This is a genomic window from Streptomyces sp. NPDC053431, assembly GCF_044544925.1.
Lineage (GTDB): Bacteria > Actinomycetota > Actinomycetes > Streptomycetales > Streptomycetaceae > Streptomyces.
In genome coordinates, this window is the sequence record NZ_JBITXX010000020.1 from 57,880 (window position 1) to 73,035 (window position 15,156).

The 15,156-nt window shown below is 69.7% G+C and carries 11 protein-coding genes; 7 read left to right on the top strand and 4 right to left on the bottom strand.

The window, feature by feature from the left end; translation table 11 throughout:
- Window positions 1-12 precede the first annotated feature (12 nt).
- From ACIGXE_RS32320 to ACIGXE_RS32350, 7 genes are all read left to right on the top strand, one after another.
- Entirely contained in the window at window positions 13-957 is a 945-nt protein-coding gene (locus ACIGXE_RS32320) for a carbohydrate ABC transporter permease (protein ID WP_399753046.1), read from the top strand.
- Between the two features lie 155 nt (window positions 958-1,112).
- Window positions 1,113-2,351, top strand: a complete 1,239-nt coding sequence (locus tag ACIGXE_RS32325) for an ROK family protein (RefSeq protein ID WP_399753048.1) — start codon at window positions 1,113-1,115, stop codon at window positions 2,349-2,351.
- 122 nt (window positions 2,352-2,473) lie between these two features.
- Window positions 2,474-3,574: a sugar ABC transporter substrate-binding protein gene (locus ACIGXE_RS32330; RefSeq protein WP_399753049.1), complete on the top strand. Its 1,101-nt coding sequence runs from the start codon at window positions 2,474-2,476 to the stop codon at window positions 3,572-3,574.
- Between the two features lie 175 nt (window positions 3,575-3,749).
- Window positions 3,750-4,565, top strand: a complete 816-nt coding sequence (locus ACIGXE_RS32335; protein WP_399753051.1) for an ATP-binding cassette domain-containing protein — start codon at window positions 3,750-3,752, stop codon at window positions 4,563-4,565.
- Window positions 4,562-5,881, top strand: coding sequence for a sugar ABC transporter permease (locus tag ACIGXE_RS32340; protein WP_399753053.1), 1,320 nt, complete (start codon window positions 4,562-4,564; stop codon window positions 5,879-5,881). Before ACIGXE_RS32335 ends, ACIGXE_RS32340 begins: the two co-directional genes overlap by 4 nt.
- 218 nt (window positions 5,882-6,099) lie before the next feature.
- Window positions 6,100-8,019, top strand: coding sequence for a 1-deoxy-D-xylulose-5-phosphate synthase (gene dxs, locus ACIGXE_RS32345; RefSeq protein ID WP_399753055.1), 1,920 nt, complete (start codon window positions 6,100-6,102; stop codon window positions 8,017-8,019).
- Window positions 8,020-8,121: 102 nt separating this feature from the next.
- Complete coding sequence (locus ACIGXE_RS32350) at window positions 8,122-9,654, top strand: amino acid permease (protein WP_399753057.1); 1,533 nt, start codon at window positions 8,122-8,124, stop codon at window positions 9,652-9,654.
- A 7-nt stretch (window positions 9,655-9,661) separates the two neighbouring features.
- Here the strand turns inward: ACIGXE_RS32350 and ACIGXE_RS32355 are convergent, their stop codons facing one another.
- From ACIGXE_RS32355 to ACIGXE_RS32370, 4 genes are all read right to left on the bottom strand, one after another.
- Window positions 9,662-10,960 (bottom strand): phospholipase D-like domain-containing protein, encoded by a 1,299-nt coding sequence (locus tag ACIGXE_RS32355; RefSeq protein WP_399753059.1) that lies wholly within the window; start codon window positions 10,958-10,960, stop codon window positions 9,662-9,664.
- Between the two features lie 112 nt (window positions 10,961-11,072).
- Window positions 11,073-11,426, bottom strand: coding sequence for an NTP pyrophosphohydrolase (locus ACIGXE_RS32360; RefSeq protein ID WP_399753061.1), 354 nt, complete (start codon window positions 11,424-11,426; stop codon window positions 11,073-11,075).
- 70 nt (window positions 11,427-11,496) lie between these two features.
- Window positions 11,497-13,635 (bottom strand): 3-hydroxyacyl-CoA dehydrogenase NAD-binding domain-containing protein, encoded by a 2,139-nt coding sequence (locus ACIGXE_RS32365; RefSeq protein WP_399753062.1) that lies wholly within the window; start codon window positions 13,633-13,635, stop codon window positions 11,497-11,499.
- Window positions 13,632-14,858 (bottom strand): thiolase family protein, encoded by a 1,227-nt coding sequence (locus ACIGXE_RS32370; protein ID WP_399753064.1) that lies wholly within the window; start codon window positions 14,856-14,858, stop codon window positions 13,632-13,634. The genes ACIGXE_RS32365 and ACIGXE_RS32370 overlap by 4 nt, the downstream gene beginning before the upstream one ends.
- Window positions 14,859-15,156: the final 298 nt, after the last annotated feature.

A 15,156-nucleotide genomic window follows, 5' to 3' on the forward strand; every position in this document is an offset into this window, starting at 1 on the left:
GGAGAACCCACGATGACTGCACCCATCCAGAAGACCGACGCCCCCACCACGAGCGGCGCCGCCGTGCCCCGGCCGCGCGCCGCCGGCAAGGGGAGCACCCCGGCCCCGGGCCCCGCCCGCGAGGGCACCGTCCTCAACGTCTTCTCGCACGGCTTCCTCGCCCTCTGGGCGCTGATGATCGTGCTGCCGCTGATCTGGCTCGTGCTGAGCTCCTTCAAGACCGACTCCCAGATCGCCGGGTCGGCCTTCGGCTGGCCGGCCAACTGGTCCCTCGACGTCTTCGGCCGGGCGTGGAACAAGGGCATCGGCGACTACTTCGTGAACACCCTGATCGTCCTGGTGTTCTCGGTGCCGCTGACCATGCTCTTCGGTTCCATGGCGGCCTACGTGCTGGCGCGCTACCAGTTCTGGGGCAACCGGCTCATCTACTACTTCTTCGTGGCCGGCGCGATGTTCCCGGTCTTCCTGGCGCTCGTCCCGCTCTTCTTCATGGTGAAGATGCTCGGGATGCTCAACACCTACCAGGGCCTGGTCCTGGTCTACGTCGCGTACTCGATGCCGTTCACCGTGTTCTTCATGCACTCCTTCTTCCGCACGCTGCCGACGGCCGTCTTCGAGGCCGCGATCCTGGACGGCGCCTCGCACACCCGGGCCTTCTTCCAGGTGATGCTGCCGATGGCCAAGCCGGGTCTGCTCAGCGTCGGCATCTTCAACACGCTGGGGCAGTGGAACCAGTTCCTGCTGCCGACCGTGCTGATGCAGCCGCAGAGCGGTGACGACCCCGAGCGGTACGTGCTCACCCAGGGTCTGATCCAGCTCCAGCAGCAGCAGGGGTACGAGACCGACCTGCCGGTGCTCTTCGCCGGCGTGACCATCGCCATGATCCCGATGCTCGTGGTCTACCTGTCCTTCCAGCGGCAGGTCCAGGCGGGTCTCACTTCGGCCACGCTCAAGTAACGACACCGGCGCCCAGAGGTCCGGTCCCGGGGACTCCACCCGGGACCGGACCTTTTGCGTCCGATTTCGACTACCGTCGAGGACTTGACGGCGACAAGCCCCACGAAGGAGCTTGGAGTTCATAACTTGTACACGTCGTAGGGTGGAGAGAGTCAATGGAGACTCCGGGGTCGCAGTCCTCGCTGCACCGGGCCAATCTCGAGCGGGTCGTCCGGGCGGTACGGATGGCCGGATCGCTCACCCAGGCGGAGATCGCCCGGGCGACGGGCCTGTCCGCCGCCACGGTCTCCAACATCGTGCGGGAGCTGAAGGACGGCGGAACGGTCGAGGTCACCCCGACCTCCGCCGGGGGCCGCCGGGCCCGCAGCGTCTCGCTGAGCGGCGACGCCGGCATCGTCATCGGCGTCGACTTCGGCCACACCCACCTGCGGGTCGCGGTGGGCAACCTGGCCCACCAGGTGCTCGCCGAGGAGGCCGAACCGCTGGATGTGGACGCCTCGGCCGCGGAGGGCTTCGACCGGGCGGAACAGCTGGTCAGCAGGCTGATCGCGGCCACCGGCATCGGCCGGGACAAGGTCGTCGGCGTCGGCCTCGGCGTGCCCGGCCCGATCGACGTCTCCTCGGGGACCCTGGGCTCCACGTCGATCCTCCCGGGCTGGAGCGGGATCAATCCGGCCGACGAGCTGTCCGCCCGCCTCGGCGTCCCCGTGCACGTCGACAACGACGCCAACCTCGGCGCGCTGGGCGAGCTGGTCTGGGGCAGCGGCCGGGGCGTGAAGGACCTCGCGTACATCAAGGTGGCCAGCGGTGTGGGTGCCGGGCTGGTGATCGACGGGCGGGTCTACCGGGGCCCCGGCGGCACGGCCGGCGAGATCGGCCACATCACGCTCGACGAGTCGGGGCCGGTCTGCCGCTGCGGCAACCGGGGCTGCCTGGAGACCTTCGCCGCCGCCCGCTACGTGCTGCCGCTGCTGCAGCCCAGCCACGGCCCCGACCTGACCATGGAGCGGGTGGTCCAGCTGGCCCGGGAGGGCGACCCGGGCTGCCGCCGGGTCGTCGCCGACGTCGGGCGGCACATCGGCAGCGGTATCGCCAACCTCTGCAATCTCCTGAACCCCAGCCGGGTGGTGCTCGGCGGCGACCTCGCCGAGGCCGGAGAGCTGGTCCTGGCGCCCATCAGGGACTCCGTCTCGCGTTACGCCATCCCCAGCGCCGCCCGGCAGCTCTCGCTCGCCCCTGGGGCCCTGGGCGGCCGCGCGGAGGTGCTGGGGGCGCTGGCCCTGGTGCTGAGCGAGATGGGCGACTCGACGCTTTTGGACAGCTCTGTCGGCAATGTCAGCCCGATGGGCGGCCTGTCGCGCACCTCGGCGGCACCGGCTCCTGCCTTCACTTAGATAACGAATGGCACCGTTGTCGTCTCGTTAAGGATTTACTCCTTGACGTCGACCGTGCGGCCGAGTTGACTTCCAGCCACCTCGGCCGCAATGTCGCGGCCTCGTCAGGGAGGCAACCCCACATGAACGCAGTGACGCGTCGCGTCGTCATAGGCACGGCCGCGGTTTCCATGGCCCTCTCCCTTGCCGCCTGTGGCAAGGCCGGCGACAACGGCTCCGGCGACTCGAGCGGCGGCGACGGCAAGACCATCGGTCTGCTGCTGCCGGAGAACAAGACCACCCGTTACGAGACCTTCGATCGCCCGATCATCGAGGCCAAGATCAAGGCCCTCTGCTCGGACTGCGAGGTCAAGTACAACAACGCCGCGCAGGACACCGAGACGCAGAAGAAGCAGTTCGACGCGCTGGTCACGCAGGGCGTGAAGGTCATCATCCTGGACTCGGTCGACTACAAGGCCACCAAGTCCTGGGTGCAGCAGGCCGAGAAGAAGGGCGTCAAGGTCGTCGCGTACGACCGCCTGGCCGAGGGTCCGATCTCCGCCTACGTCTCGTACGACAACGAGAAGATCGGCCGCCTCCAGGGCGAGGCGCTCGTGAAGGCGCTCGGCGACAAGGCGAAGGAAGCCAACGTTGTCATGATCAACGGCTCGCCGACCGACCCGAACGCCCCGCTGTTCAAGAAGGGCGCCCACAGCGTCCTCGACGGCGGCGTCAAGAAGGTCGTCTACGAGCAGGACATCCCGGACTGGTCCCCGGACGAGGCCAACAAGAAGATGGGTGCCGCCATCGACTCCCTGGGCAAGGGCGGCTTCCAGGGCGTGTACTCGGCCAACGACGGCATGGCCGGCGGCATCATCACCGCCCTCGCCAAGCAGGGCCTCAAGGTCCCGGTCGGCGGTCAGGACGCCGAACTCGCCGGTCTGCAGCGCATCCTGAAGGGCGACCAGGCCTTCACGATCTACAAGCAGATCAAGCCCGAGGCCGAGACCACCGCCGAGATCGCGGTCAAGCTCCTCAAGGGCGAGAAGATCGACTCCCTGACCCCGGTCAAGGTCACCAGCCTCACCGGCGAGTTCAAGGACATCCCGGCCAAGCTGTACGACGCGCAGATCGTGACCAAGGAGAACATCGCCTCCACGATCATCGCCGACAACGTCTACAAGGCGGCCGACATCTGCACCGCCGAGTACAAGGCGGCCTGCGAGGCGGCGGGCATCAAGTAAGGCCCGCCGGGCCCCAGGCCCGCCCAGGCCCCCCACGCAGAAACGGTCCGGCGCTCCCGCCCCGTCCTCCACGCCCCGCAAGCGGGGGCGGGGCGCCGGACTCCCCTCGTACCCCCTCCTCCCCCTCCCGGGGGACACCCCGCACCACATCCCCGCCGGTCAGGCGGCGAAGGAGATGATTCACGTGTCCGCTACGCCCGTGCTGGCGTTGCGCGGGGTCTCCAAGCGGTTCGGCGCCGTCCAGGTGCTCACCGATGTCGATCTGGAGATCCATGCCGGAGAGGTCGTCGCCCTGGTGGGCGACAACGGCGCCGGCAAGTCGACCCTCGTCAAGACGATCTCGGGTGTCCACCCGATCGACGAGGGCACCATCGAATGGGACGGCCGCCCCGTCCAGATCACCAAGCCGCACGACTCCCAGAACCTCGGGGTCGCGACCGTCTACCAGGACCTCGCGCTCTGCGACAACCTCGACGTCGTCGCCAACCTCTTCCTCGGCAGCGAGCTCAGCTCCGGTTCCGTCCTCGACGAGATCGCCATGGAGAAGCGCGCCCGGGAGCTCCTGGACACCCTGTCCATCAGGATTCCGTCGGTCCGGATACCCGTCGCCGCCCTCTCCGGCGGCCAGCGCCAGGTCGTGGCCATCGCCCGCGCCCTGATCGGCGACCCGAAGATCGTCATCCTGGACGAGCCCACCGCCGCCCTCGGCGTCGAGCAGACCGCACAGGTGCTCGACCTCGTGGAGCGGCTGCGCGAGCGCGGCCACGGCGTCATCCTCATCAGCCACAACATGGCCGACGTCCGCGCCGTCGCGGACCGGGTCGCCGTGCTCCGGCTCGGCCGCAACAACGGCGACTTCAAGGTCGCCGACACCAGCCACGAAGAGATCATCGCCGCCATCACCGGCGCCACGGACAACGCCGTGACCCGCAGGCAGGCCCGCAAGGCCGAGACCACCGAGAACACCGCCGCGAAGGAGGCCGCCAAGTGAGCGACCTCGCCAAGACCCCCGAGACCTCCGAGACGGCCGCGGCCGCCGAGGCCACCGCGACCGCCGTCGAGGAGTCCGCCGCGCCCGTCCCGGCCGTCGACCCCCGCCTCCTCGTCCGGGAGGAGGGCGTCAAGGGCTACTGGACGGAGTTCACCCGCAAGATCCGCGGCGGTGAGCTCGGCTCCCTGCCCGTGATCCTGGGCCTGATCGTCATCGCGATCGTCTTCCAGATCCAGAACAGCAACTTCCTGTCCGCGAGCTCCGTCGCCAACGTCGCCGTCTACGCGTCCGGCCTCGGCATCATGGCGGTCGGCATCGTCTTCGTCCTCGTCCTCGGCGAGATCGACCTGTCGATGGGCTCCGTCGCCGGCGTCGGCGCCGCCGTCTGGGCCGGCCTCCAGGTCAGCAACGGGACGAACCAGTGGCTGGCCATCGTGCTCGCGGTGCTCAGCGGCACCGCCATCGGCGCGCTGCACGGCTTCTTCTTCGCGAAGATCGGCGTTCCCGCGTTCGTCGTCACCCTCGCGGGCTTCCTCGGCTGGATGGGCCTCCAGGAGTGGCTCATGGGCGGCGAGGGCTCCATCAACACGCCTTCCGGCAGCGTGGTGGAGAACCTCACCAACTACTTCTTCGCCGACAAGATCGCCGCCTACGGCCTCGCCCTGGTCGCCGTCGCCGCGTACCTGCTGTCCCTGCTGCGCGACAGCAGCCGCCGCAAGGCCGCCCGGCTCCCGGCCCGCCCGGTCAGCGAGATCGTGCTGCGCACCGCCGTGGTCGCCGTCCTGGTCTTCGTCGTCGCCTACGTGATGAACGAGCCCGCCGGCGCCCGCGGTCTGCCGCTCGCCCTGGTGCTCTTCCTGGCCGTCCTGGTGATCGCCGACTTCGTCGCCCGCCGCACCCTGTTCGGCCGCAAGGTCTTCGCGGTCGGCGGCAACGCCGAGGCGGCCCGCCGCGCCGGCATCAACGTGGACCTGGTCCGGATCGCCGTCTTCGCGATCTCCGGCACCCTCGCCGCCTTCGGCGGCCTGTTCATCGCGAGCCTCTCCGGCGGCGCGACGAAGAGCCTCGGCGGCGGCAACACGCTGATGCTGGTCATCGCCGCAGCCGTGATCGGCGGCACCAGCCTCTTCGGCGGCCGCGGCAAGGTCTGGTCGGCACTCCTGGGCATGATCGTGATCCAGTCGATCCAGCAGGGCCTGAACATGATCGGCATGTCCAACGCGATCCAGAACATGATCACCGGCGCGGTGCTGCTCGCCGCCGTCGTGATCGACTCGGTCTCGCGTCGCACGCAGAAGACCGCGGGCCGCGCGTGATGCGCGCATAGGCGGACGTAACGCTCGCCACAGTACGCCCGGCGCCGAAACCGGCGCCGGGCGCTGCTGCGTCCGGACCAGTGCACGGCCGGACAGATCAGCGGTGTGTCGGCCATCCGGGTGGTGCGCCACCCCCGGCCCGCTGCCCACGATCCAAGACGGAACATTAGACTCGACAAATCGGCAAGCTCGACCAGTTCAAACGCAAGGAGGCACGGGTGGCTCTGCTGACCCGTATCAGGGGACCGCGAGATCTGGACCGGCTCTCCTCGGAACAGCTGGACCAGCTGGCCGGAGAGATCAGGACTTTCCTCGTGGACGCCGTCTCCAAGACCGGCGGGCACCTCGGTCCCAACCTCGGCGTGGTCGAGCTGACCATCGCCCTGCACCGCGTCTTCGACTCCCCCAAGGACAAGGTCCTGTGGGACACCGGCCACCAGAGCTACGTGCACAAGCTGCTCACCGGCCGCCAGGACTTCTCCAAGCTCAAGATGAAGGGCGGCCTGTCCGGCTACCCCTCGCAGGCCGAGTCCGAGCACGACGTCATCGAGAACTCGCACGCCTCAACCGTCCTGGGCTGGGCCGACGGCCTCGCCAAGGCGAACCAGATCCTGAAGAAGGACGACCACGTCGTCGCGGTCATCGGCGACGGCGCCCTCACCGGCGGCATGGCCTGGGAGGCGCTCAACAACATCGCGGACGCCAAGGACCGACAGGTCGTCATCGTCGTCAACGACAACGAGCGCTCCTACGCGCCGACCATCGGCGGCCTCGCCAACCACCTGGCGACCCTGCGCACCACCGACGGCTACGAGCGCTTCCTCGCCCGCGGCAAGGACATCCTGGAGCGCACCCCCGTCGTCGGGAAGCCGCTCTACGAGACCCTGCACGGCGCGAAGAAGGGCCTGAAGGACTTCATCGCCCCGCAGGGCATGTTCGAGGACCTCGGCCTGAAGTACGTCGGCCCCATCGACGGTCACGACATCGAGGCCCTGGAGTCGGCGCTCACCCGCGCCAAGCGCTTCGGCGGCCCGGTCATCGTGCACTGCCTCACCGAGAAGGGCCGCGGCTACCAGCCCGCCCTCCAGGACGAGGCCGACCGCTTCCACGCCGTCGGCAAGATCCACCCCGACACCGGTCTGCCCATCAGCTCCTCCGGCGCCGACTGGACCAGCGTCTTCGGCGAGGAGATGGTCGCGCTCGGCAAGGAGCGCGAGGACATCGTCGCCATCACCGCCGCCATGCTGCAGCCGGTCGGCCTCGACAAGTTCGCCAGGGCCTTCCCCGAGCGCGTGTTCGACGTCGGCATCGCCGAGCAGCACGGCGCGGTCTCCGCGGCCGGCCTCGCCACCGGCGGGCTCCACCCGGTGTTCGCGGTCTACGCGACCTTCCTCAACCGCGCCTTCGACCAGGTCCTGATGGACGTGGCCCTGCACAAGTGCGGTGTCACCTTCGTCCTGGACCGGGCCGGTGTCACCGGCACCGACGGCGCCTCGCACAACGGCATGTGGGACATGTCGATCCTTCAGGTCGTGCCCGGCCTGCGGCTCGCCGCCCCGCGCGACGCCGACCAGGTCCGCGCCCAGCTGCGCGAGGCCGTCGAGGTCACCGACGCCCCCACCGTGGTCCGCTTCTCCAAGGGCGCGGTCGGCCCGGCCGTCCCGGCCCTGCGCCGGGTCGGCGGCATGGACGTGCTGCGCGAGGCCGACAGCGACCGGCCGGACGTGCTGCTCGTCTCGGTGGGCGCGCTCGCCCCGATGTGCCTGGAGATCGCCGACCTGCTCGACAAGCAGGGCATCTCCACCACGGTCGTCGACCCGCGCTGGGTCAAGCCGGTCGACGAGGCCATGGCACCGCTCGCCGAGCAGCACCGGGTGGTCGTCACGGTCGAGGACAACAGCCGTGCCGGCGGCGTCGGCTCCGCCGTCGCCCAGGCCCTGCGCGACGCGGGCGTGGACGTGCCGCTGCGCGACTTCGGCATCCCGCCGCGCTTCCTGGACCACGCCTCGCGGGGCGAGGTGCTGGCCGAGATCGGGCTGACCGCCCCGGACATCGCACGCCAGGTCACCGGGCTGGTCTCGCGCCTGGACGGCCGGTTCGAGGGCAGCAGCCAGGCCGTGGAGCCCGCCCGCGACTGACGCGAAGCCCCCAATCGGCGTCACCTTTGGGCCGGTCGGACCACACCTTCGGGTGCCGACCGGCCCTTCCGCGTGCATCCTGGCCTGAGGGCGGGCAGCCCCATGCCAGGGAGGTACGACGTGAGTACGGACCAACAGCCACGCGCGAACTCCGGGATGTTCCGGACCAAGACGGTCGAGCAGTCGATCCGGGACACCGAGGAGCCGGAGCACGCGCTCAGGAAGTCCCTGTCCGCGTGGGACCTCACCGTCTTCGGCGTCGGTGTCATCATCGGCACCGGCATCTTCGTGCTCACGGGCAAGGTGGCGAAGGAGAACGCGGGCCCGGCCACCGCCCTCGCGTTCGTCGCCGCCGGCATCGTCTGCGCCCTGGCGGCCCTGTGCTACGCGGAGTTCGCCTCCACGGTGCCCGTCGCCGGTTCGGCGTACACCTTCGCGTACGCCTCCATCGGCGAGCTGCCGGCCTGGATCATCGGCTGGGACCTCGTCCTGGAGTTCGCGCTCGGCACCGCGGTCGTCGCCGTCGGCTGGTCCGGTTACGTGCGCTCCCTCATGGACAACGTCGGCTGGCACCTGCCGGCCGCGCTCGAAGGCCCGGACGTGCCGGGCGGCACCTTCGACCTCCTCGCGTTCATCCTGGTCCTGGTCCTGACCGCGATCCTGGTCCTCGGCATGAAGCTCTCGGCCCGGATCACCGCCGTCGTCGTCGCCGTCAAGGTGACCGTGGTGATGATCGTGATCGTCGCGGGCCTGTTCTTCATCGTCGGCGACAACTACACGCCCTTCATCCCGCCGGCCGTCGCCCCGCCGGGCGGCATCTCCGGCTGGGACGAGCCGATGGTCGGGCTGATCTTCGGCTACGAGCCGACCAACTTCGGCGTCATGGGCATCTTCACCGCGGCCTCCGTGGTGTTCTTCGCCTTCATCGGCTTCGACGTGGTCGCCACCGCCGCCGAGGAGACCAAGCTCCCGCAGCGCGACATGCCGCGCGGCATCCTCGGCTCGCTGTTCATCTGCACGGTGCTGTACGTGGCGGTCGCCCTCGTGGTCACCGGTATGCAGCACTACACCAAACTGTCCGTCAGCGCGCCGCTCGCCGACGCCTTCAAGGCCGTCGGCCACCCCTTCTACGCGGGCGTCATCAGCTTCGGCGCCGCCGTCGGCCTCACCACGGTCTGTCTGATCCTGCTGCTCGGCCAGACCCGGGTGTTCTTCGCGATGAGCCGCGACGGCCTGCTGCCGCGGTTCTTCTCCGTCACGCACCCGCGCTTCAAGACGCCCTACCGGCCGACCATCCTGCTCGGCGGGATCATCGCCGTCGTGGCCGGGTTCACCAGCATCAACGAGCTCGCCACGCTGGTGAACATCGGCACCCTGTTCGCCTTCGTCATGGTCGCCGTCGGCGTCATCGTGCTCCGCCGGACCCGCCCCGACCTGCACCGGGCCTTCCGCACCCCCTGGGTGCCGGTCCTCCCGATCCTCTCCATCGCGGCCTCGCTCTGGCTGATGCTCAACCTGCCGGGCGAGACCTGGTTCCGCTTCGCGGTCTGGATGGTGATCGGCCTGGTCGTCTACTTCGTGTACGGACGCAGCCACAGCCGCCTGAGCCGGCTGGGGCGGGACGCGGAGTACTGACGGGCCGCTACGCCAGCGCCCCCTGGCAGGAGCCGCTGCCCAGCAGGGTCGTGTCGAAGTTCTGCCGGTAGGCCTCGAAGATCTCGGCCTGGTCGATCTTCAGCAGGGTCTCGTCCTGCGAACGCAGGTTCGGGTACGTGTAGTTGTGGCTGCCGGTGAAGACCAGCTTGCGCGGCGTCCCCAGGTACGTGCCGTCGATCAGCAGGTACTTGGAGTGGACGCCGTACGAGCCCCCGCACTGGCGCAGGGTCGTGAGGCCGGCCGAGGTGAGGGCGGTCCGCACCCCCGTTCCGACGTTGCCCTTCTCGCCGTTCACCACGACCTGCACCCGGCAGCCCTCGGCCTGCAGGGCGGCCAGCCGGTCGGCGACCTGGGTCCGGGTGAAGGCGTACATGGCCACCCGGATCTCGGTGGCCGGGGTCGTGGTGCAGGAGACGTTCTTCAGCAGGGACACGACGGTGTCGGTGGAGGCGTCCTCGCGGGGGTCCACGGCCGAGGTGTCACCGGTGTCCCGGTCGGACTCGATACGGGGGAAGAAGTAGGTCTTGTACGCGCCGACGTCCGTGGTCCGGTAGTAGTCGTCCAGGCCGGGGCCGTTGGTGCCGTGGGCGAGCTGGTCCTTCCAGTAGTGGGTGTACTCGTCGTAGAGCCCCGTGTGCGGGACGACCACCGCGTTGTTGAACATGCCGGTGCGGTGGTTGGTCGTCAGGTTCGCGGAGGACTGGAAGACCACGTTCGGCGTGGCGCCGACCTTGGAGAACAGGAAGTACTTGTTGTGGTTGATGGCGTGCTCGACGGTGCCGTCGGACTTCTTCAGGTCCCGGTTGCCGATGCAGCCCCGGTTCTCCGGGCAGCCGAGCACGAAGGAACCCGTGGTGTCGGCGTCGACGGTCTCCCCGTAGTTCACGACCCGGCCGAACCGCTGGCCCAGCGTGGAGAACTCGCTGCCGGTCGCCTTCCACACGCCGTCCTCCAGCTTCTGGTCGGCCACGGCGTCGTGGTCGAACAGGATCTGGACGCGGACGCCCCGGTCCCGGTGGGCCGCGGCGAGGGCGTCGCGGACGACGCCGTCGGTGAAGAGGTAGATCGAGCCGCGGATCAGCCCGTTCGGCTCGGTGTTCCTGATGAGCGTCACCAGCTCGTCGCGCACGGCGTTCGGGCTGGTCGCCGGGTCGTTGAAGACGGCCTTCGCCCCGACCGTGACGGGAGCCGGGTCCTCGGCCAGGGCCTGGGGCGCGCCCAGGAGGGAGGTGGCGACGACAAGGGCCGAGGTGGCCGCGAGGCGCCGGAGGGCGCGTATACGCATCGGGAGGGTCCCATTCGACAGTGACGAGGAAGATCGGAAACGGCGATCCTAACCACTGTTGATCATGGAAGCCACGCTTCCGGGCACCGCTCGGCCTTCCGCGACGCCGTTCCTACGACGGCAGGGAGCGCGGCCCCGTGGTCCGGGCGCCCGCCGCCTCCACCCGGCGCCGCAGTTCCCGGTCGGCCGTCACCACCAGGCACGGCCGGTCGGCCGCGTCCCGCGCGAGCTCCACGATCAGGTCGTCGCCGCTGCCCGGCGCCTCCTCGACCCGGACCCCCGGCACCGAGGCCACGCCACGGGCCCGGCCCTCGACGACGAGCACGATCTCGTACGGTCCGCCCTCCGGCCCACCCCGCTCGGCGAGCCGGTCCCGCAGCCGCTCGGCGGCCCCGCGCCGGTCCTTCCACCAGCCGTCGGGCACCGACCCGACCACGTTGGCACCGTCCACGATCAGAAGCTCCATGCACCCAGCATGACGGCCCCGGCACCACCAGGGTGCCGGGGCCGTCACACGGACAGGTGAGCGCGCGGTGTTACGCCGGGACGCTCGCCACGCCCTGCGCCAGGAACCGCTTGCCGTTGACGCGCTCGGAGACACCCTCGCGGTCCAGGTACGGCGTGATGCCGCCCAGGTGGAAGGGCCAGCCCGCGCCCGTGATCAGGCAGAGGTCGATGTCCTGCGCCTCGGCGACGACACCCTCCTCCAGCATCAGGCCGATCTCCTGCGCCACCGCGTCGAGGACGCGGTCGCGGGCCTGCTCCTCGGTCAGGACGACGTCGCCCTGCTTGAGCAGCGCGGCGACCTCGGGGTCGAGCTCCGGCTTGAAGCCGTTCTCCGCGTTGTAGACGTAGAAGCCGCGCTTGCCGGCCTCGACGACGGCCTTCAGGTTGGGGGAGACCGTGAAGCGCTCCGGGAAGGCGCGGTTCAGGGTCTCGGAGACGTGCAGACCGATGGCCGGGCCGACGAGCTCCAGGAGGACCAGCGGGGACATCGGCAGACCGAGCGGCTCGACCGCCTTCTCCGCCGTGGCCACCGGGGTGCCCTCGTCGATGATGTTCTGGATCTCACCCATGAAGCGGGTCAGGATGCGGTTCACGACGAACGCCGGGGCGTCCTTCGTCAGCACGCCCGTCTTCTTCAGCTTCTTGGCGACGGCGAAGGCCGTGGCCAGCGAGGCGTCGTCGGTCTTCTCACCGCGGACGATCTCCAGGAGCGGGAGGATCGCGACCGGGTTGAAGAAGTGGAAGCCGACCACGCGCTCCGGGTGCTGGAGCTTGGAGGCCATCTCCGAGACGGACAGCGAGGAGGTGTTGGTGGCGAGGATCGCGTGCGCCGGGGCGACCGCCTCGACCTCCGCGAACACCTTCTGCTTGACCGACATCTCCTCGAACACGGCCTCGATGATGAAGTCCGCGTCCGCGAAGCCGGCGGCCTTGTCCAGGACACCGGAGACCAGGCCCTTGAGGCGGTTGGCCTTGTCCTGGTTGATGCGGCCCTTGCCGAGCAGCTTGTCGATCTCGCCGTGGACGTAGCCCACGCCCTTGTCGACCCGCTCCTGGTCGATGTCGGTCAGGACGACCGGAACCTCCAGGCGGCGCAGGAAGAGCAGGGCCAGCTGGGAGGCCATCAGACCGGCGCCGACGACACCGACCTTGGTGACCGGGCGGGCCAGGTTCTTGTCCGGCGCGCCGGCCGGGCGCTTGCCGCGCTTCTGCACCAGGTTGAAGGCGTAGATGCCGGAGCGCAGCTCGCCGCCCATGATCAGGTCCGCGAGGGCCTGGTCCTCGGCGTCGAAGCCCTTCTGCAGGTCGCCGTCCTTCGACGCCTCGATGATGTCGAGGGCGCGGTAGGCGGCCGGGGCGGCGCCGTGCACCTTGGAGTCGGCGATGGCACGGCCCTTGGCGACGGCCTGGTCCCAGCCCTCGCCGCGGTCGATCTCCGGGCGCTCGACGGTGACGTCGCCCTTCAGGACCTGGGCGGTCCAGATGAGGGACTGCTCCAGGAAGTCGGCACCCTCGAAGAGGGCGTCGGCGATGCCGAGCTCGAAGACCTGCTTGCCCTTGAGCTGGCGGTTCTGGTTGAGGCTGTTCTCGATGATGACCGAGACGGCCTTCTCCGCGCCGATCAGGTTCGGCAGGATCGTGCAGCCGCCCCAGCCGGGCACCAGGCCGAGGAAGACCTCGGGCAGCGAGAAGGCCGGCAGGGCCTTCGAGACGGTGCGGTAGGTGCAGTGCAGACCGACCTCGACGCCGCCGCCCATGGCCGCGCCGTTGTAGTACGCGAAGGTCGGGACGGCCAGGTTCGCCAGACGCTTGAAGACGTCGTGGCCGCCCTTGCCGATGGCGAGCGCGTCGGAGTGCTGCTTGAGCAGCTCGACGCCCTTGAGGTCCGCGCCGACGGCGAAGATGAACGGCTTGCCGGTGATGCCGGCGCCGACGATCTCACCGTTCGCGGCCTCGGCCTCGACCTGGTCGATCGCCGTGTTGAGGTTGGCGAGCGACTGCGGGCCGAAGGTGGTCGGCTTGGTGTGGTCGAAGCCGTTGTCCAGCGTGATCAGCGCGAACCGGCCCGCACCCGCGGGGAGTTCGAAGTGACGTACGTGGGCCGAGGTGACGACCTCGTCCGGGAAGAGCTCGGCGGCGCCCTTCAGAAGCTCTGCGGTGGTGCTCACTTGCTGCCTCCGGCGTCCTTGTGGTTCGGGTTCTCCCAGATGACCGTGGCGCCCATGCCGAAGCCGACGCACATGGTGGTGAGGCCGTAGCGGACCTCCGGCTGCTCCTCGAACTGGCGGGCCAGCTGCGTCATCAGACGGACGCCGGAGGAGGCGAGCGGGTGGCCGTAGGCGATGGCGCCGCCGTACTGGTTGACGCGGGCGTCGTCGTCGGCGATGCCGTAGTGCTCCAGGAAGGCGAGGACCTGCACGGCGAAGGCCTCGTTGATCTCGAAGAGACCGATGTCCGAGATGGACAGGCCGGCCTGGGCCAGCGCCTTCTCGGTGGCCGGGATCGGGCCGTAGCCCATGACCTCGGGCTCGACGCCGGCGAAGGCGTAGGAGACGAGGCGCATCTTCACCGGGAGGTTGTTCGCGCGGGCGAAGTCCTCGGAGGCGATGATCGAGGCGGTGGCGCCGTCGTTCAGGCCGGCCGCGTTGCCCGCGGTGACGTTGCCGTGGACGCGGAACGGCGTCTTCAGGTTCGCCAGCGACTCCAGGGTGGTGCCCGGGCGCATCGGCTCGTCGGCGGTGACCAGGCCCCAGCCGGTCTCGCCGCCCTCGGGCGAGGTGCGGCGGACCGAGATCGGCACCAGGTCCTGCTGGATCTTGCCGTCGGCGTACGCCTTCGCGGCCTTCTCCTGCGAGCGCACGGCGTACTCGTCGGCGCGCTGCTTGGTGATGGTCGGGTAGCGGTCGTGCAGGTTCTCGGCGGTCATGCCCATGAACAGGGCGGACTCGTCGACCAGCTTCTCGCTGACGAAGCGCGGGTTGGGGTCGACGCCCTCGCCCATGGGGTGGCGGCCCATGTGCTCGACGCCGCCGGCGAGGGCGACGTCGTACGCGCCGAAGGCGACGGAACCGGCGACCGAGGTCACGGCGGTCAGCGCGCCGGCGCACATGCGGTCGATGGAGTAGCCCGGCACGGACTGCGGCAGGCCCGCGAGGATGCCGGCGGTGCGGCCGAGGGTCAGGCCCTGGTCGCCGATCTGCGTGGTCGCGGCGATGGCGACCTCGTCGATCTTGGCGGGGTCGAGGCCCGGGTTGCGGCGCAGCAGCTCCCTGATGGCCTTCACGACGAGGTCGTCGGCGCGGGTCTCGTGGTAGATGCCCTTCGGGCCCGCCTTGCCGAACGGGGTACGGACGCCGTCGACGAAGACGACGTCCCTGACGGTACGAGGCACGATGGCTCTCCTCCAGGGTGCGGGATGGCACTGCTGCGGGCGCGCTGCCCGGCACGCGGCTAAGCGCGCGCTTGCTACCCCCATGCTACTTGCGGGTAACCAAGCTGCCCACCCCCCTGGCCGGGAGCGGCGAACGTCACACCCGGCCAGGGGGGCACGGCGGAGGTCTGACAGTCTGTCGCCGACGGTCCATGATCACGACAGGGCCGCCGCCGGACCGCGTATCCACAGGGGGAGACATGCCCGTAGAGGCGATCGACAGCACACGCTTACCGAAGACACTCATCTCACGCGCCGC